The following is an 18035-nucleotide window of genomic DNA, read 5'->3' on the forward strand; positions in this document are numbered from 1 at the left end:
ATCACCGGGTCCAGCTCCAGGGCTCGCAGCTCGGGGACGCGCAGGTCCAGCCGGCGGGCGAGTTCGCCGACCACCACCTCGGCCACCAGCGCCTTCAAGCCCTGACCCGCGCCCCGGAACTTCACCACGTAGGTGCCCAGGTCATCAGCCTCGACGATGCCCGGCAACGAACCACCCTCGCGCAGCGGCGTCACGTAACGGCTTGCCTGGACAGTGCCAATCACGCCTGCAGCCTAGGGCAGCGACCCAGCAGTCCGGTTCGGTCACGGTTACCTCGGCGACCAACGATCAGCTGTCACGTCCCGGATGAGTGTCCCCGGGGCAGGGCGACACGCCGGAGGGCACCCTGCTACGAGGCCAACGATCCCCGACCCGGGGGACGTCCTGTTCCGATCAGCGCGTTGGACAGGCACCCAGCTAGCCGGTTGCGTGCCGGGACTGTCCTCAGCTGACTTCGTCGGGGGACCGGGGCGGGTCGTCCCTGGCCAGCCGATCGATGTCCTCCTGCTCCTGCCGTTCCTCGACCCGCTTCTTGATCCGGCCCAGTCCCGGCAGCGACCCGAGGATCTCGTTCAACTCCTTGCTGGTGTCGAGCAGATCGCGCAGGTCCGGAGCCACCGTGCCCAGGGTCTTCATGATCGGCAGAACGTCGGTCTCGAGGGCCTGCACCAGCTCCGGCAGCGTGTCGACGAGCTTGATGGCCGCGTCAACCTCCGCGGGGCTGGTGGACTCGGCCAGCCGGTTCAGCACCGGCTCCAGTCCGCGCAGCACCGGCTCGAACCGGGCCAGCAGGCCGTCGACGCGGCTCACCAGCTCACCGGCCTGCAGAAGCAGCGGGTCGGCGCTCTCGGCCATCGGTTCGGCGCGGCCCAGCAAGGTCCCGGCCCGGTCCACCAGGTCACCGGCTTGTTTCACCAGCGGTTGGGCCTGGTCAAGGACGTCGGCGGCACGTTCCACCAGCGGCTCGGTCTGAGCCAGCACCCCTCCGGTCCGCTCGATCAGCGGCTCGGTCTGGGCCAGCACCGCTCCGGTCCGCTCGATCAGCGGCTCGGTGCGATCCACCACGCCCGCACTGCGATCGACCAACTCCTCAGTTCGGGCAAGTACGCCCTCGGTGCGGTCCATCACCGCATCGCTTCGATCGATCACCCCGCCGGTTCTGTCGATCAGACCCTCGGTCCGGTCCATCACCTGCTCGGTGCGCGCCAGCAGCCGGTCTGTCCGCTGGATGATCTGGCTGGCCTGCCGTTGGGTCTTGTCGACCTCGGTCATCACGACGTTGACCTTGGCAACCACGCCCTCGATCTGGCCGAGCAGCGTGACCATCCGAGGAACCAGCGCGATGGCCTGCTCGATCGCCTCGTAACCGCCCTCGGCCAGCCGCAGCAGATCGCGGGGTCCCGGTACTCCAAGCCGCATGCGCGCACCTCGTCACTAGGTCGGCCGCGCCGCCCGCAGGCCGAACGTCGCGGCGGAAGCCGCCGTACCCGATCCGCCGAGGCGAACCGCCAGTTCTGCCACCCTACTTCCGGCTCCGGCGGGTCGCCCGGCTGTCGCACTGCCGAACTTGTGCCGCGGCCGTTTACAGTGGTGCCCGTGCAGGATTCGCCGGTGTTGCTGGCGGTCGACGGCAACTCCCTCGTCCACCGCAGCTTCCACTCCCAGGCCGGCACCGGCCTGCGCTCGGCCGACGGCCGGCCGCTGTGGGCCATCCGGGGGCTGCTGACCCAGCTGGTCGCCGCTGCCGAGCGGATCTGCCCCGCCGCCATCGTGGTCGGCTTCGACGACCCGGTTGCCAGCCACCGTCGAACCCGCTGGCCGCAGTACAAGGCCGGCCGGACCGAGAAGCTGCACACCCTGGTGTCGCAGCTGGACGGGGCGGCGCAGGTGCTGCGAAGCATGGGCATCGTGGTGGTGGTCCCGGACGGCTTGGAAGCCGATGACGTGCTTGCCTCGGCGGCCCGGTTCGCCCCGCGGGTCGGCGCTCGAACCGTCATCATGACCTCCGACCGGGACGCCTTCGCCCTGATCGACGAGCACACCCGGGTGCTGCGGATCATCAACGGTGGGGTCGACGCCTCACCCTTGCTGACCCCTGACCTGCTGGCGATCATGCTCGGCATCCGGCCGGAGCAGTACTGCGATTACGCGGCGCTGCGGGGAGATCCCTCGGACAACCTGCCGGGAGTCCGCGGCGTCGGGGCCAAGACGGCCGCCAGGTTGCTGGCGCGGATGGGCAGCGCCGCCGCCGTGTTCGACGACCTTGCAGCCGGTGGCGCTCAGGTCACGGCAGCCGTGGGCAGCGCCGCGGCGAACCGGCTGGCCCAGCCGGAGGCGAAGATGGCCTGGGAGCTGAACTGCCAGGTGATGCGCATGCGCCACGACCTCGAACTGGGGCTGGATCTCCACGGTGGCCCCGGCGTGCTGCCGTTGGATCCGGCCGCCGTGAGCGCCGCCTTCCACGCGCACCAGCTGACCTGGACGGCGCCGACCGCCTTGCAGTTCCTGGCCTACCAGGAGCCTCCGGAGCGCCCGGTGGAGCACGCCTGGTCATCGTCGCGGTCCGGCTTCGATCAGGCTGCCGGATCACCCAGGCTTGCGGCTCCTTCCGGCGGCCGCACGGCGGGAGCGGCCCGGACGCCGAACGAGCACGGCCGTCCGGCCAGCCGCCGGTTCGGCAGGCTGGCCAAGCATGCCAGCCAGCCACAGGACGCGGCGGTCCAGCTGTCGCTGTTTGACTGAGTCCCGCTGTGTGGCCGAGCCCCGCTGTTTGACTGAGTCCCGCTGTGTGGCCGAGCCCCGCTGTGTGACCGAGCCCCGCTGCGTGACCGGGCCCCGCCGTTGGAGCGCAAGCTGCCGTTCGGCTGCGGCCCAACGTTGGACGGCGGCCCAGTGGTCGGCCGCGGCCTGTCGTTGGGCTGCCCGGGAAGCCAAGCGCCGGCGGCGCCGCAGCAACAGGAACAGCAGCCCCAGCAGGACGCCCCCTGCCACCGGAGCCAGCCGCTTGGCAATGGCCGGACCGGCCGAGCCCAGCAGGTCGATCGGCTCGACATCGGCGACCGCCGGCCGGTGCGCGGGTGCTTGAGCCGGCGTGGGGCCAGGCGCCGGCTGAGCCGGCCTGCCGGCCGATGCCCCCCCGGCATCGCTCAGCCGCCGCCCCGGTGGGGCAGCCTCGGCGGCAGCGGCCGGTTCGACGGCCTGCTCGTCCGAGGCCGGGCCGGGCAGCGCCACCACTGCCTCACCGGCAACCGGGGTGGCCAGGCCCGGGCCGGCTACCGCTGACTCGGGTGACACCGTCGGCGCGGCCCCCAGTTCGGCCAGGCCGGCCTCCACCTCGCCGCCGCCGAGGGCGGATCGATCCGCATCCGGCGCGGACACACCTAGTTCGGCGGTGTCAGGATCTGCGATGCCCAACTGCTCCGCGCCCTGGAGATCCGCAGTGGCGAGCCGCTCCACGGTAGCGGGATCGGGGTGGCCCACATCCCCGATGCCCACATCCCCAATGCCCGGATCCGCGCTGCCGGGATCCGCGCTGCCGGGATCCGCGCTGGCCGGCACCCCACCGCCCGCCGGGCTGGACAGCTGACCGGCCAGGCAGTCGGCGAACTGCCCGATCAGCTTGTTGCCGACATCAACCATGACACCGCGGCCGAACTGGGCCGGCTTGCCGGTGATGTTCAGGTCGGTCACGACGTCCACCGCGGTGGCGTTGCTGCCCTGTGCCGTGAGCGTCGCGGTGATCATCGCCTTGGCGGTGCCGTTGCCGCGGGCGTCCTTGCCCTGCGCGTCGATCACCGCCCGGTGGCTGGCCGCGTCCTTCTCGATAAAGCTGGCCTTGCCCTTGTAGGTGAGGCCGATCGGTCCGAGCCGGACCTTGACGGTGCCGGTGAAGTCGTCGCCGTCCACGGTCTCGATCGCGGCGCCCGGCATGCAGGGTGCGATCCGCTCGATGTCGAGCAGCACGTTCCAGGCCTGCTCCAGATCGGTCGGCACGGTGAAACTGTGCTTGAGGTGCATGCCGCGCTCAGATCCCGGCCGCGTGCTGGACGGCCCGCCTGGTCAGCACCGTGACCAGGTGCTCGCGGTAGTCCGCCTTGCCGGACTGATCACTCGGTGCCGACGTGCCCTCAGCCGCCGAGGCGCTGGCACTGGCGACCGCCTCGGCGGTGGCCGGCGCCCCGGCCAGGGCCTGCTCGGAAGCCGCTGCCCGCAGCGGGGTCGGGCCCATGTTGGTCAAACCGATCCGGGCCTCGGTGATGGTGCCGTCGGACCGGTGCACGGCCGCCGCCACCGCCACGATCGACCAGGCCTGGGCGACCCGGTTCAGCTTCTCGTAATGGGTCGACCAGCCCTCGCCCAGCTTCGGGACCCGGATCGAGGTGAGGATCTCACCGGGTGCCAGCGCCGTGGTCAGGTAGTCCAGGAAGAAGTCCCGGGCCGCGATCGAGCGTTCACCGTCGGGCCCGTGCACCCGCAGCTCGGCATCCAGCGCCAGCGCGACGGCGGGCAGGTCACCGGCCGGGTCGGCATGCGCGAGCGAGCCGCCGAAGGTGCCGCGGTGGCGCACCTGCCGGTCGGCCACGGTCTCGGTGGCCTGGGCGATCAGCGGCGCGTGCTGCTTGACCAGCTCGTTGGCGATGATGTCGGCGTGGGTGGTCATCGCCCCGATCACGATGCCGTCACCGTCGTCGGTGACGCCGGTCAGCTCGCCGATGCCACCCAGGTCGATGACGAGCTCGGGGTAGGCCAGCCGCAGCCGCAGGATCGGCAGCAGGGACTGGCCGCCGGCCAGGATCTTGGCGTCCTCGCCGGCCTGCTGGTAGGCCTGCACCGCCTCCGCGAGGGAGGCCGGCTTGAGGTAGTCGAACGGGGCCGGGATCACAGCTGGTCTCCTTCGCTCGCGCTGGGACCGTCCGAGGTCCCCGAGGTGGAACCGTCCGAGGTCCCCGAGGTGGAACCGTCCGCAGTCTCCGAGGTGGAACCGTCCAAGGGCCCCACGGTGGAACCGTCCGATGTCGTCGTGCTGGCCCCGCCCCAGGACACCGTGCCGCCCGGATCGCGACCGGACTTCTCCGCTCCCTGGTGGATGGCCCGCCAGACCCGCTCCGGCGTGCACGGCATCTGCACGTCGTTGACGCCCCAGGGCCGCAGCGCATCGACGATCGCGTTGACGATGGACGGGGTCGAGGCGATGGTGCCGGCCTCGCCGACCCCCTTGACGCCCAGCGGGTTCGACGTCGCGCGGCTGACCGTCCGGTCGGTGGTGAAGCTGGGCAGGTCGGCCGCCGAGGGCAGCAGGTAGTCGACGAAGGTGCCGGTGGTCAGGTTTCCCTCCTCGTCGTAGATCGCCTCCTCGTAGAGCGCCTGCGCGATGCCCTGGGCCAGGCCGCCGTGCACCTGGCCGTCCACGATCAGCGGGTTGATCACCGTGCCGATGTCATCGACGCAGACGTACTTGCGGATGGTGGCGACCCCGGTCTCGGTGTCCACCTCCACCGCGCACAGGTGGGTTCCGTGCGGGAAGGAGAAGTTATCCGGGTCGAAGGTGGCGTCGGCGTCCAGGCTCGGCTCCATGCCGTCGGGCAGGTCATGTGCCGCGAAGGCCGCGAACGCGATCTCCTGGATGCTCTTGCTGTTGCCGGGCGCCCCTCGTACCGAGAAGGCACCGCCGGCGAACTCGAGGTCGTCCTCGCTGGCTTCGAGCATGTGCGCGGCGATCCGGCGGGCCTTGGCGACAACCTTGTCGGCGGCGTGCACCACCGCGATCCCGCCCACCGCGAGCGAGCGCGAGCCGTAGGTGTCCAGACCCTTGGGGGAGGACTGGGTGTCACCGTGGATCACCTCGACGTCCTCGAAGGGCACCCCGAGCTGGTCGGCCACGATCTGGCTCCAGGCGGTCTCGTGCCCCTGGCCGTGCGGGCTGACGCCGGTGACGACCTCGACCTTGCCGGTGGCCAGCACCCGGATCGAGGCGTTCTCCCAGCCGCCGGCAGCGTAGGACAGCGCGCCGAGCACCCGCGACGGTGCCAGCCCGCACATCTCGGTGAACGTCGAGATGCCCAGCCCCAGCCGGACCGGATCCTGGCGGGCCTGGCGCTCGGCCTGCTCGGCCACCAGGTCCTCCCAGCCGATCAGCTCCAGCGCCCGGTCGGTGGCGGCCTCGTAGTTGCCGCTGTCATAGGTCAGTCCCGCCACCGTGGTGAACGGGAACTCCTCGTGCCGGATCCAGTTCTTGCGGCGCAGCTCCATCCGGTCCATGCCGAGCTCGGTGGCCAGCTCGTCCATGATCCGCTCGATCGCGTAGGTGGCCTCCGGCCGGCCGGCGCCGCGGTAGGCATCGGTGGGCGTCTTGTTGGTGAACACCCCTTCGCAGACGAAGCGGTAGGCGTCGAACTTGTAGATGCTGTTGAACATGAAGGCGCCGAGCACCGGAACACCGGGGGAGACCAGACGCAGGTAGGCACCCATGTCGGCGTACAGGTGCACGTCCAGGCCGGTGACGGTGCCGTCGCGGCGGGCGGTGATGGTGATGTCCTGGATCTGGTCGCGGCCGTGGTGGGCGCTCATCAGCGACTCGGACCGGGATTCGGTGTACTTGGCCGGCTTACCCAGCTTGCGGGCCACCAGCGCGGTGATCACCTCCTCGGGGGTGACCTGGAGTTTGCCGCCGAAGCCACCGCCGACATCCGGAGCGATCACCCGGACCTTGTGCTCGGGCACGTTGAGGGTCAGCGACAGCATGGTGCGCAGGATGTGCGGGACCTGGGTCGCCGACCACATCGTGAAGCCCTCGCCGTTGGGCTGCACCACGGTGGACCGGGGCTCCATGAAGGCCGGGATCAGCCGCTGCTGCAGGAACCGCCGGCTCACCGTCACCTCGGCCTGGCCGAGCACCTCGTCGATCGGGGCGCCGGTGCCCGCGGCCCCGGAGTCGAAGATCCAGGTGTAGGAGCGGTTGGACTCGGTGTGGGCATGTACCAGCGCCGAGTCCGGCGCCAGCGCGGCTTCCATGTCCAGCACCACCGGCAGCTGCTCGTAGTCGATGTCGATGGCCTCCAGGGCATCCTGGGCCGAGGCCTTGTCCCGCCCCACCACGACGGCCACCGCCTCACCGACGTGGTTGACCTCCTCGACGGCCAGGCTGGGATGGCCCGGGTTGACCATGTCCGGGGTGACCGGCCAGGCGCACGGGATGTTGCCCTGGATCTCGGCGAAGTCCCGGCCGCTGTAGGCAGCCAGCACGCCCGGGCGCTCCAGGGCTCCGGAGACGTCGATGGAGGTGATCCGGGCGTGCGCCATCGGGCTGCGCAGGATCGCCAGGTGCACCATTCCGGGCAGCGTCAGGTTGTCGGTCCAGGTGGTCCGCCCGGTCAGCAGGTGGGCGTCCTCCTTGCGCTTGCGCGGCTGGCCGATCTCGGGCGCGGGCCCTTCGGCGACGTCCGGACGATCTTCGATGGTGGTCATGCCGAGGCCTCCACTGCCGAAACGGACGCGATCGAATCGGAGACGGCGGATTCGGCTGCCGTGCCGTTGCCGGCCGCCGACATCGCCGCGCCCGCGGCCTGCACGGCCGCCACGATGTTCTGGTATCCGGTACACCGGCAGAGGTTGCCCTCGATGCCTTCGCGCACCTCGTCCTCGGACGGGTTCGGATTCTCCCGCAGCAGGTCACAGGCGGCCAGCATCATCCCCGGGGTGCAGAAACCGCACTGCAGGGCGTGGTTGTCGTGGAAGGCCTGCTGCACGGGGTGCAAGGTGCCGTCCGGCCCGCTCAGGCCCTCGACGGTCGTCACGCTGGAACCATCGGCCTGGACGGCGAGCACCGAGCAGCTCTTGACGCTGAGCCCGTCCAGCAGCACGGTGCAGGCGCCGCAGTTACTGGTGTCGCAGCCGACGACGGTGCCTATCTTGCCCAGCCGTTCGCGCAAGTAGTGCACCAGCAGCAACCGCGGCTCCACATCGTCGGAATAGGCCGTCCCGTCAACTTTCACGTTGACCCGTGTCATGGAACCTCCAGCTAGCGTTTCGGGTGAGAACGATCAGAAATCTCTCTCAACCTCAATACCGCAACCCACCAGAGTTCGGCCAGTGCTCACCGCGCCAGCTCCTTGGGGACTTCCTCGGCGGCTTCCTTGGTGGCGTCCGTGGCGGCTTCCTTGGCAGCAGCCGCGTGGATCGGACCGTCGGAGCTGCGCAGCGGCTGGCCCGAACCGCCCCAGCGAGCCGCGATGATCTCCGCGGCCACCGAGACGGCGGTCTCCTCCGGGGTGCGGGCGCCGATGTCCAGGCCGATCGGTGCCCGCAGCCGGGCCAGCTCGGTCTCGGTCAGGCCGAGTTCGCGCAGCCGCTGCAGCCGGTCCTCGTTGGTGCGCCGGGAGCCCATCGCGCCGACGTAGGCCAGCGGCATCCGCAGCGCCAGCTCCAGCAGCGGCACGTCGAACTTCGGGTCATGGGTGAGCAGGCAGATCACCGTCCGCTCGTCCACCTCGGTCGAGGCCAGGTAGCGGTGCGGCCACTCGACGATCACCTCATCGGCATCGGGAAAGCGCCGCTGGGTGGCAAAGATCGGCCGGGCGTCACAGACGGTGACCCGGTAACCCAGGAACGAGCCGATCCTGGCCACCGCCGAGGCGAAGTCGATGGCGCCGAAGACGATCATCCGCGGCCGTGGCGCGTAGCTGGCCACGAAGACGGCGATGTCGTCGACCCGGCGCTCGCCGTCGTGGCCGTAGTGCAGGACGCCGGTCCGGCCCTGGACCAGCATGCCGCGCGCGTCGTCACGGACGGCGTCGACCAGCCGCTGCGAGCCCGCCGCCACCAGGTCACCGGACACCGGGTCGCCGGACACCGGGTCGCCCGGTCGCGAGTCACCGGCCACCGAGTCACCGGCCACCGAGTCGCCGGCCACCGGGCCACCGGACACCGGGCCACCGGACACCGGCGCGGGCCGGATCACCAGCCGCCTGCCGAGCAGGTCCGCCGGCGCCTCGACCACGGTGGCCACCGCGACCGGCCGGCCGGCCCGGATGTCCTCGGCGACCCCGCCGAACTCAGGAAAGCTCTCCGGCCCCACCCGCTCGACGAAGATGTCGATGATGCCGCCGCAGGTGAGCCCGACCGCGAACGCGTCGGAGTCGCTGACCCCGTAGCGCTGCAGCACCGGGCCGGCGCCGTCGCGGACCTCGGTGGCCAGCTCGTACACCGCCCCCTCGACGCAGCCGCCCGACACGCTGCCGGTCGCGGTGCCGTCCGGCCCCACCAGCATCGAGGCGCCGGGCTGCCGGGGCGCCGAACTCCACGTGGAGACCACGGTGCCGATGCCCACCTCGGCCCCCTGGTTCCACCAGTCCTGCAGTTGGTCCAGCACGTCACGCATCGGCGATCACCTCGACTAGTTCCTCCAGCGCCGCGAAACTGTGCCCGGCCACCAGCGAGTCGATGTGCGGCAGTGCCGCCACCATGCCGCCGGTGACCGGGGCGAAGCCATTCCTGCCCTTATGCGGATTGACCCAGATCACCGCGTGCGCGAGCCGGGCGAGCCTGGCCAGTTGGGTACCCAGTTCGGCCGGGTCACCGCGCTCCCAGCCGTCCGAGCACAGCACCACCACGGCGCCGCGGGCCACCCCGCGCTGCCCCCAGCGGTCCAGGAACGCCTTGATCGCATCGCCGAGCCGGGTGCCGCCCCGCCAGTCCGGGACCGCCCGGCCGGCGGCGGCCAGCGCCCGGTCGGGATCGCGCAGCCGCAGCTCGCGGGTGACCCTGGTGAGCCGGGTGCCGACCGTGAACACCTCGGTGCCCAGCGGTGCGCGCCTGGTGGCGGCGTGCGCGAACCGCAGCAGCCAGTCGGCATAGGGCGCCATCGAGCCGCTGACGTCGATCAGCAGCACCAGCCGCCGCGGCTTGTGCCGCCGGCGCTGGCGGATCAGCTCGGCCGGCTCACCCCCTTGGCTGAGCATCTGGCGCACCGTCCGGTCCAGGTCGACCCGGCCCCGGTGAGCCTCGGCGTAGCGCAGCGACCGCCGGCCCGATGCCCGCGGCGCCAGCAGCGCGAACAGCCGCTGCAACTGCTGGCGTTCGGCGGCGCTCAGCGCGGTGACGTCCTTGTGGCGCAGCACCTCGTGCCGGCTGGCCTGCACGGCGAAGTTCGGGCTGTCGTCCTCGTCCTGCTGGTCGGCATCGGCCGCTGCGGGGTCGAAGGGCGCCGGCCGCAACACCTGGGGCGGGTCGCTGGCCCGCCGGCCGCTCTGCTGCCGCCGGCCGCCGAAGTACAGCGCGAACGCGGCGTCGTAGCGGTCGAGATCCTCCGGATCGGCGCACAGGGTCAGCCGGCCGGCCCAGTACACCTGGCCGGGATCCAGCACGTCCAGGTGCCCGAGCGCGGCCAGCATGGCCTGCACCCGGTCCGGGCCGGCCGGCACGCCGGCGTGCCGCAAGGTCCTGGCAAAGCCCAGCACCACGTCGACGACATCGCGCCGCGGCTCGGTGAGTACCACCGTCGGCGGGTCGGCTGGGCTCATCCGGCCAGCTCTGCCAGCACGGTGTCGCGGATGCGCGCCGCGTCCTCCTGGTACTTCAGCACCGCCCCGAGGGTCGCCGAGGCCCGGTCGTAGTCCAGCGCGTCGGCGCCGAGCAGGTGCAGGGCCTGCGCCCAGTCGATCGACTCGGCGACACCGGGCGGCTTCAGCAGGTCGGCCTCGCGCATCCGGCGTACCGCCGCGGCCACCTCGCGGGCCAGCCGCTCGCTCACCTCGGGCAGCCGGCGCCGCAGGATCGCCACCTCACGCTCGTAGGACGGGTGCGCCACCCAGTGGTAGAGGCAGCGCCGTTTCAGCGCGTCGTGCACCTCGCGGGTCCGGTTGGACGTCAGCACCACCAGCGGCGGGACCTCGGCGCGGATGGTGCCCAGCTCCGGAATGCTGACCGCGTTGTCGGCCAGCACCTCGAGCAGGAACGCCTCGAACTCGTCGTCGGCCCGGTCGATCTCGTCGATCAGCAGTACCGACGGGCTGTGCTCCAGCGCCCGCAGGATCGGCCGGGCGATCAGGAACCGCCGGTCGTACAGCGAGTGCTCCAGCTCTTCGGCGTCACGGTAGCCAGCCCCGGCACCGAGACCGCTGGCCGTCTCGGTCGCCCGCAGGTGCAGCACCTGGCGCGGGAAGTCCCAGTCGTAGAGCGCCTGGGAGGCATCGATGCCCTCGTAGCACTGCAACCGGACCAGCTCGGCGCCGGTCACCTCGGCGAGGGCGTGCGCCAGGCTGGTCTTGCCGACGCCGGCATCGCCTTCCAGGAACAGTGGCCGGTGCATGCGCAGCGCCAGGAACGCCGCGGTGCTGAGCCCGTCGTCGGGCAGGTAGCCCACCTGCTCCAAGGCATGGCCGAGGCTCGCCGGGTCGAGGGTGTGCGGATCCACGGAGGCCATCGAACCAGCATGGCCTCATCTGCGTGGACTCGCCACGTCGCACCGGCGCGCAGGCACGCTCCGGGGCGATCGCGCAGGCACGCTCCGGTGCGATGCCGCTACGGTATGCAGGATGGAGCCGGTGTACGCCTCAGTCATCACCTTCGCCCGGGCGGTGTTCGCGCTGCAGGGGCTGCGCATCACGGTCAGCGGTGCCGAGAACGTGCCGGCCACCGGCGGCGCCGTGATGGCTGTCAACCACACCGGCTACCTGGACTTCGCCCTGGCCGGCGAGGTGGCCCGGCGGTCCGGCCGGCTGGTCCGGTTCATGGCCAAGGAGCAGGTGTTCCGGCACCCGGTCAGCGGGCCGCTGATGCGCGGCATGCACCACATCCCGGTCGATCGCGACGCCGGCGCCGCCTCCTACCGGGCGGCGGTCCAGGCGCTGAGGGCCGGCGAGATCGTCGGGGTCTTTCCCGAGGCGACGATCTCACGCTCCTTCGAGCTGAAGGAGTTCAAGAGCGGGGCGGTCCGGATGGCGGCCGCGGCGGGGGTGCCGCTGCTGCCGACGGTGATCTGGGGGTCGCAGCGGATCTGGACCAAGGACCATCCCAAGCGGCTCGGCCGCACCCGGACGCCCGTCATCCTCAGCGTGGGCGCCCCGATCCCGGTCAGCCGCAAGGACGATCAGGAGGTGATGCTGCGCTCGCTGCGCAAGGCGATGACCGAGTTGCTGCACGCCGCCCAGGACGCCTACCCGCCGCTGACCGGCGACGACCTGAAGTACCTGCCGGCCAGGCTCGGCGGCACCGCGCCGACTCCGGAGCGGGCCGCGGAGATGGACCTCGCCGAGTCCGCCGCGCGGGCCGCCAAGCGAGCCGGCACCGGCCCGAACTAGGCCTGCGCCGCGACCGCGTCAGCCGTTTGGGAGGTGGGCCGCGGCGTACGAGCACTAAACTGACCCGGCGATGACGAGTCAGCAGAACCTCGAGCGGGCGATATCGCGCGAGCTGACCCCGGTCGTGAGCCGGTCCCGGCCGGCGCTCCGCCCGTCTCCGCGACGCCCATTTCCTACCGGGCCGGTGCTGCGGGTGCTCACCCTGCTGGCGCTGGTGCTGGCCCCGGTCGCGGCGGGTCTGACGGCGGTGTCCTGGGCGCCGCCGGCCCAGGTGCACGACGTCGGCCTGGACGGGTTGAGCGCCCAGGTGGACCTGCGGATCGGCAGCAACACCGTGCAGATCGACTCCGGCCTGCTCGGTGGCCTGCGCCGGCCCGGCCCGGTGGTGCTGGGCAAGCACGTGGGCCTCGACATTCGGCCCAACGATCTCGATCTCACACTCTTCAGCTCCACCGGCACGCTGGACCGCTCCACCATCGACCTGGCCGGCCACCTGCTCTCCGACTCCCAGGCCCGCCAGGACGAGCTGGAGAAGGTCACCGCCGCGGTGCTGCGCTACTACGGCACGATCGGCTTCGGCGCCGCCTACCTGGTGGCGATGCTGGAGATCCTCGGCTACGCCTACCTCAAGTACCGTCGCCGTGCGCTGGCAAGGCTCACACCGCGGCGGCGGGCGGCGGTGCTGGCCGACCGCCGCCCGGAACGCAGCGCCGCCCGGTCGGTGATCATCGCCGCGACGCTGGCAGTGTTGATCCCGGCCGGTTACCTCTGCTCACCGCTGTCGGACCGGTACCAGCCGATCACCCCGGACAGCCGGCTGCAGGAGACGTTCCTGGCCGGCTGGCAGATCACCGGGCCGTTCACCTACCTGATCGGGCAGGCCGTCACCACCATCGACTCGCTCGGCAAGAGCGAGCAGGCCTTCTACGACCAGGTGTCGGCCAACCGCGACGCCGCGTTCGAGGCCCGGTTCGGCATCCCGACGCTGCCGCACGACCCGGCCCTGATCCGGATCGCGGTGCTCGACGACCTGCAGGGCACCAGCGGCATGGCCCGGGTGGTCGGCGAGAGCGCGCAGCACGTCGCCGCGGACGCGATCCTGAACCTGGGTGACCTGACGGCGACCGGCACCGCCCAGGAGTCCTACCTGTCCTACCTCAAGAGCTACACCGTGGACGTGCTGGCGCACTACGCCCACGACATACCCGTCTACACCTCGCTGGGCCGGCATGACACCCCGGCGGTCACCGCGTACGCCAAGAAGGTGCACTTCTCGGTCGCCGGCGGCACGGCACAGAAGATCGCCGGCGCCAAGTTCCTCGGAGCCAACAGTCCCTACGTCGTCAACTTCGGCTCGGCGGCGCAGCTGATCGACCCGAACGTCACCACCGAGACGGTGGCCACGGGCCTGCGCCAGCTCGCCTGTGCCGACCAGCCGCTGGCCGTCTACGCCCATGACAAGGAGCTGCTGGCCGAGGTCACCGGCAGCGGCTGCGCGCCGATCGTGATCGGTGGCCACGACTACACCGGCAAGCCGAGCGCCGAGCTGCACACGCCGGACGGTGTGGTGCGCACGATCATTGTCGGCAGTACCGGCGGCCACGGCGAGGGCGACGGCCTCGGTGGCCTGTCCACCCCGCGCAACAACGCTCCGTTCGTCCTGCTGACCGTCGACCGGCGGACCGGCGCGGTGACCGCCGACACCGTGACGGTGCATCCGGATGCCTCCGTCACCATGGTGACCAGCAACCTGACGCCGCTGAGCTCCGTGCAGCTGTCCCGGCTGGATTGATCAGCGCGGCAGCCGCCGGTTACCCAAGGCGAGAGACGGTGTGACTTCCCGGTCACCGAGGGCGACGGCCCATATCGCTTGTGTGCCGGGTGTAATTGCCAATTAAGAGCCTTGACCTGGTGCGCCTTTAGGTGGAAACATCTTGTCCACGCTTCAGCGCCTAAGTCAAGTGCGCACACTCTCAGAATCGTGCGGCATCGTGCGGACAGTTGCCGAACGGGGGCGTCTCATCGAATTCACATACACCTTAGGTAAAGGACCTCATCCCACATGCCCGTTGATGACGGGCGTGTCAATTAGTCGCTAATACGGGGAGATTAAGATGGGCGTGGGCTGGATCGACAACATTTACAACAACACTAGTTCGACGTGGTTCCTGCAGTCTGTCGACAGCAGTCACAACGGTGCCATTCAACCAGACGGTGGCTCGCAGTTCACATTGGACGACGGGGCGTTCCATGCGCTTATCGGGCCAAAGCACTATCACGCCGACTGGTGCGGCATTCCATGGTATTACCAGGGAAGGCATTTCAAAGCGTTCTCGCTCGACAAGAGCGCGAATGTGCAGTTCTACACTTCGCAGGTCGACTCAAAGAACTGGATCTACTTCCTGGACGGCTTGACCGGCAACATTCTTGCCAGGAAGGAAGCACCCAAGGTTGACTTTCATTGCAATCTGAGATTCGAGAGCGGCGGTCCTCAGATCGACATCGTCAATGACGACGGCAGCACCCAAGAGGTGCTCAATCAGATCTATACCGAAGCCAAGTCCTGGGCAACGATTGCAATATCCGCCTTGGGCACCTTGCTCAAATCCAAGGCTGGCGGCTGACCCCTGGCTGCGCCAGGTCAATTGGTACCGAGGGTGACCGCTGCCGGGGCGATCGGTGCCAGCCGCTTGCCGTGCGAACTGCGGCACTGGCGGCGGGCACCGATCGTTGGCCGCCGGGCAGGGCACCCATCGGCGAGTCGTGCTGCTACCGGGCCACCGATCGGCGGGGAGTCTGCCGAGAGCCGCGGCATGACCGCGCCCGGGCGGATAAGGAACACTGGTGCCCGACGGCGGCACCGATTGCAGGAGGAAAGCCATGACGGCAGGACGGGCAGGTCAGCCCGTGCCTGCCATCCGACTGCGCACCACCCGCCAGGCCGAGGCGCTCGAGTCGATCATGCGGGAGGCGGACGGTTTCCGGACGGCCCAGGACCTGTTCGCCGAGCTGCGCCGGCGCGGTGACCGGATCGGCCTGACGACGGTGTACCGGCACCTGGCCACGCTGGCCGAGCAGGGCAGCGTCGATGTCGTGCACACCGCCGACGGCGAGTCCCAGTACCGGCTCTGCGGAGTGCCGGCGGGCGCCGGTCCGGCGCCCCAGGACCACCATCATCATCTGGTCTGCCGGGTGTGCGGCCGCAGTGTCGAGGTGAGCGGACCGGAGGTGGAGGCCTGGGCCGACCGGGTCGCGGCGGCCGCCGGGTACACCGAGGTCAGCCACACCCTCGAAGTGTTCGGCCTCTGCCCGCAGCACTCGGCGAAGACCCGCTAGCTCCCGCCCGACTTGGCGCCGCCCGACCTGGCACCGCCCGGCTTCGCGCCGGCCGGCTTGGCCCCGCCCGACGTGGCCCCGCCCGGCTTGGCCCCGTTCGGCTTCGCGCCGCCCGACTTGACGGACAGCACCTCGCGCGCCGCGGTGAGGTCCACCGGTGATCGGGGTTCGTCCCCCATCCGGAACAGCCGGATCGGCCGTCCACTGACCCGCGAAATGACGGCGGCGATCGAACCGGCGGGCGCGCCGCTGTCGAGGTAGCTGCCGGTGACATGGATGCCCAGCTGCTGATCCGAGTCTCGTGCCAGTCCCTTCGTCGTAGTGGCCTGGCGCGCTTCGCGGGCGGAATCCATGGCCAGTGCGTGGGGAAAGCCGTACTTGCCACCCCCGGCCACCGAGGACACCAGCGCGATCGGCGCGGAGACCCGTTCCAGCAGTTCGAGATTGATCCCGTGCTTGGAGGCGTGATGGGAGAGCTTGAACAGGTCGGCCGTCAGGTAGTCCTTTCCCCGCGCGGCACGTAACTCCCGGGCGAGTTCGCGGTTGTTCGACTGCTGCAGAGCGGGAAAGTCCACGGTGGTCTGGGCCCAGGACGTGAATTGCGCATCGGCGCCGAGCAGCAGCCGCCGGCCGGGCTGGGGCGCCGCCCGGCGATTCTTGCGCGACCCCTCCGACGGCTGGGCGTACAGGTGGCTCGCCGGGTAGTCGACCATGATCGTGATGGACGAGTCGTTGATCCCGACGCCGTAGGTGTCGAACCTGTTGCGCAGGCCGATGCCCGGCCCGAGCACGGTGAACCGTACCCAGTCCAAGGTCAGCCGGGTGCCGGCGGTGGGCTGCAACCGGCGGATCCACGGACTGCTCTCCAGCGCGACCATCAGGTTGTGGAACGACGGTGTGGTGAAGATGTACCCCGGCTCCCAGAACTGGTCGATGCAGCCCGAGGGCCCGTTGTAGCGCTTGAGCAGGTCGCTCAGGCCACCGATGTGGTCGAAGTGCGGATGGGTGGCGACCAGCAGCCGGATCTGGCCGGCGGTGCCGGGCGTCTGGATCAGGCCTGCAGCGTGCAGCGCGTCCAGGAGTGCCGGGAGCTTGCCCGGGGTGGCCACGTCGACGATGACCAGCCGGCGCACGTGGTCGTTGCTGTCCGGCGGCAGCAGCAGCAACTGGGTGTCGCCGTCGCCGACGTTGAGCAGGAAGTACACCAGCGCATCCGGGTCCTCCGCTATCGCCGAGAGCAGCGAACCAGGCGCCGCGGCGACCGTGCCGAGGCTTGCCTCCGGCACCGGGCCGACGACCTCGGGCGCGGTCATCGAAGCCCTCGGGGCGGGGCCGTGACCTTGAGCGCGCGCAACGGCCGGCTGGCCCGGGAGAGGAGGGTCTCGGCCTGCTGTGCCTTGAGCTGCTCGTCCACCTTCTCCGCCGGGGGCACCGCGCCGAGCCCGGCATGGTAGGCCAGTTTCGCCGCCTCCCGGGCGTCGGCTGAGATGTCGTACACCGCGCCGCTGAACAGCGTGCGCAGGTCACCCACCGCCTGATCGTCCTGCCAGCCGGCGTCGGTCGAGGTGCGCGCGGCGAAGGTGTCGCCGCAGCGTGGCCGCCGCTTCAGGTTGTTCGGCGTGTAGAGCTGCGCGCGCAGCAGTTCCAGCGCGACCGCGGCGGAATCGCTGTCGTGCTCGCTGTCCTCCAGCCAGATCAGCCTTCCCAACTGGTCGACGTCCGGCCACGACCACCGCCGCAGCAGGACCAGCGAGCCGACGAGCTCCTCCAGCACGACGTAGCTGAGCGCGGCCAGCTCCCCGGCCGGCACCGGCAGGTCTTCCGGACTCCACGGGACCGTGCTGTCGGCTGGCACTGCCGTCATCGCTGTCTCCGGGCGGTGCTTCTCACTCCATCAACGATTCGAAGCGTTGCTTGGACGGCAGGTCCGACAGCGGGGCGCCGAAGAAGATGTGCAGGTTGGCCATCGTGAGGACGTAGCCGAGCCAGAGCAGGGCAGCTCCGTTCTCCCGGCCCACCTTCGCCAGCGTGGTCGGCACCTTGCCCGAGCGCTGGTAGGCCTCGTCGATCCAGGACTGGTCGATGAACGAGGCGAGCTTGGCGGCGACCTCGTCGCAGGCCGCCTGCTCGGCCGGTGAGGCCATCCTGGCAGTGCTGGGCCACCGGGGGTTGGTGGCGATGTGGGTCAGCGCCCCGTTCAGGCCGGCGCTGCGCAGCAGGGTGTCGCGTTGCGGCCCGGCCGGCAGCGCGTGTACCAGCCGGACCGTGTCGAACTGGTTGATCAGCCCGGCGCGCCGGTTGGTGGTGCCTACCTGGTAGAGAATGCCCTTCTCCCGCAGCATGGTGAGCAGTTCGCCCAGCAATGGCACCCGCATCAGCCCCGGAGCGGTCGCCCAGCCCTCG

General features: G+C 70.6%; 16 protein-coding genes and 1 pseudogene. 5 read left to right on the forward strand and 12 right to left on the reverse strand.

What is annotated here, in order from left to right:
* Both VF542_RS05055 and VF542_RS05060 read right to left on the reverse strand, forming a co-directional pair.
* Positions 1-224 (reverse strand): HipA family kinase (locus VF542_RS05055; RefSeq protein WP_408650619.1); only part of this gene is annotated, 224 nt, incomplete at its 3' end.
* Positions 225-444: 220 nt separating this feature from the next.
* Positions 445-1419 (reverse strand): hypothetical protein, encoded by a 975-nt coding sequence (locus VF542_RS05060; protein WP_408650620.1) that lies wholly within the window; start codon positions 1417-1419, stop codon positions 445-447.
* 177 nt (positions 1420-1596) lie between these two features.
* Here VF542_RS05060 and VF542_RS05065 point away from each other — a divergent pair, with 177 nt between their 5' ends.
* The gene (locus VF542_RS05065) at positions 1597-2742 is read left to right on the forward strand and encodes a 5'-3' exonuclease (protein ID WP_408650621.1); all 1146 of its coding nucleotides are present in this window, start codon (positions 1597-1599) and stop codon (positions 2740-2742) included.
* Between the two features lie 897 nt (positions 2743-3639).
* On the opposite strand, the pseudogene VF542_RS05070 reads toward VF542_RS05065, so the two are convergent.
* From VF542_RS05070 to VF542_RS05100, 7 genes and pseudogenes are all read right to left on the reverse strand, one after another.
* A pseudogene (locus tag VF542_RS05070) lies at positions 3640-4017 on the reverse strand (SRPBCC family protein); the annotation flags it as partial.
* Between the two features lie 7 nt (positions 4018-4024).
* Positions 4025-4882, reverse strand: a complete 858-nt coding sequence (locus tag VF542_RS05075; protein WP_408650622.1) for an FAD binding domain-containing protein — start codon at positions 4880-4882, stop codon at positions 4025-4027.
* Entirely contained in the window at positions 4879-7464 is a 2586-nt protein-coding gene (locus tag VF542_RS05080) for a xanthine dehydrogenase family protein molybdopterin-binding subunit (protein WP_408650623.1), read from the reverse strand. The genes VF542_RS05075 and VF542_RS05080 overlap by 4 nt, the downstream gene beginning before the upstream one ends.
* Positions 7461-8006, reverse strand: coding sequence for a (2Fe-2S)-binding protein (locus VF542_RS05085; protein ID WP_408650624.1), 546 nt, complete (start codon positions 8004-8006; stop codon positions 7461-7463). The genes VF542_RS05080 and VF542_RS05085 overlap by 4 nt, the downstream gene beginning before the upstream one ends.
* An 86-nt stretch (positions 8007-8092) precedes the next feature.
* A complete protein-coding gene (locus VF542_RS05090; protein ID WP_408650625.1) occupies positions 8093-9376 on the reverse strand; it encodes an XdhC family protein in 1284 nt (427 codons plus the stop codon).
* Positions 9369-10517: a vWA domain-containing protein gene (locus tag VF542_RS05095; protein ID WP_408650626.1), complete on the reverse strand. Its 1149-nt coding sequence runs from the start codon at positions 10515-10517 to the stop codon at positions 9369-9371. The genes VF542_RS05090 and VF542_RS05095 overlap by 8 nt, the downstream gene beginning before the upstream one ends.
* Complete coding sequence (locus tag VF542_RS05100; protein WP_408650627.1) at positions 10514-11419, reverse strand: AAA family ATPase; 906 nt, start codon at positions 11417-11419, stop codon at positions 10514-10516. Before VF542_RS05100 ends, VF542_RS05095 begins: the two co-directional genes overlap by 4 nt.
* A 112-nt stretch (positions 11420-11531) precedes the next feature.
* Between VF542_RS05100 and VF542_RS05105 the strand changes: the two genes are divergently transcribed.
* The 4 genes from VF542_RS05105 to VF542_RS05120 all read left to right on the forward strand — a co-directional run bounded on the left by VF542_RS05105 (position 11532) and on the right by VF542_RS05120 (position 15632).
* Positions 11532-12296 carry a lysophospholipid acyltransferase family protein gene (locus VF542_RS05105; protein ID WP_408650628.1) on the forward strand — a complete coding sequence of 255 codons (765 nt, stop codon included), beginning with the start codon at positions 11532-11534 and terminating at the stop codon, positions 12294-12296.
* A 70-nt stretch (positions 12297-12366) separates the two neighbouring features.
* A complete protein-coding gene (locus tag VF542_RS05110; protein ID WP_408650629.1) occupies positions 12367-14088 on the forward strand; it encodes a hypothetical protein in 1722 nt (573 codons plus the stop codon).
* A gap of 322 nt (positions 14089-14410) precedes the next feature.
* Positions 14411-14920, forward strand: coding sequence for a hypothetical protein (locus VF542_RS05115; RefSeq protein ID WP_408650630.1), 510 nt, complete (start codon positions 14411-14413; stop codon positions 14918-14920).
* Positions 14921-15203: 283 nt separating this feature from the next.
* Entirely contained in the window at positions 15204-15632 is a 429-nt protein-coding gene (locus VF542_RS05120) for a Fur family transcriptional regulator (RefSeq protein ID WP_408650631.1), read from the forward strand.
* On the opposite strand, the gene VF542_RS05125 is transcribed toward VF542_RS05120, so the two are convergent.
* The 3 genes from VF542_RS05125 to VF542_RS05135 form a co-directional block, all read right to left on the reverse strand.
* The gene (locus VF542_RS05125) at positions 15629-16945 is read right to left on the reverse strand and encodes a ComEC/Rec2 family competence protein (protein ID WP_408650632.1); all 1317 of its coding nucleotides are present in this window, start codon (positions 16943-16945) and stop codon (positions 15629-15631) included. The two genes, VF542_RS05120 and VF542_RS05125, sit on opposite strands and share 4 nt — an antisense overlap.
* Positions 16942-17496, reverse strand: a complete 555-nt coding sequence (locus VF542_RS05130) for a hypothetical protein (protein WP_408650633.1) — start codon at positions 17494-17496, stop codon at positions 16942-16944. The genes VF542_RS05125 and VF542_RS05130 overlap by 4 nt, the downstream gene beginning before the upstream one ends.
* 22 nt (positions 17497-17518) lie before the next feature.
* Positions 17519-18035 (reverse strand): hypothetical protein (locus tag VF542_RS05135; protein WP_408650634.1); only part of this gene is annotated, 517 nt, incomplete at its 5' end.

The organism is Jatrophihabitans sp., assembly GCF_036389215.1.
Taxonomy (GTDB): Bacteria; Actinomycetota; Actinomycetes; order Mycobacteriales; family Jatrophihabitantaceae; genus Jatrophihabitans_A.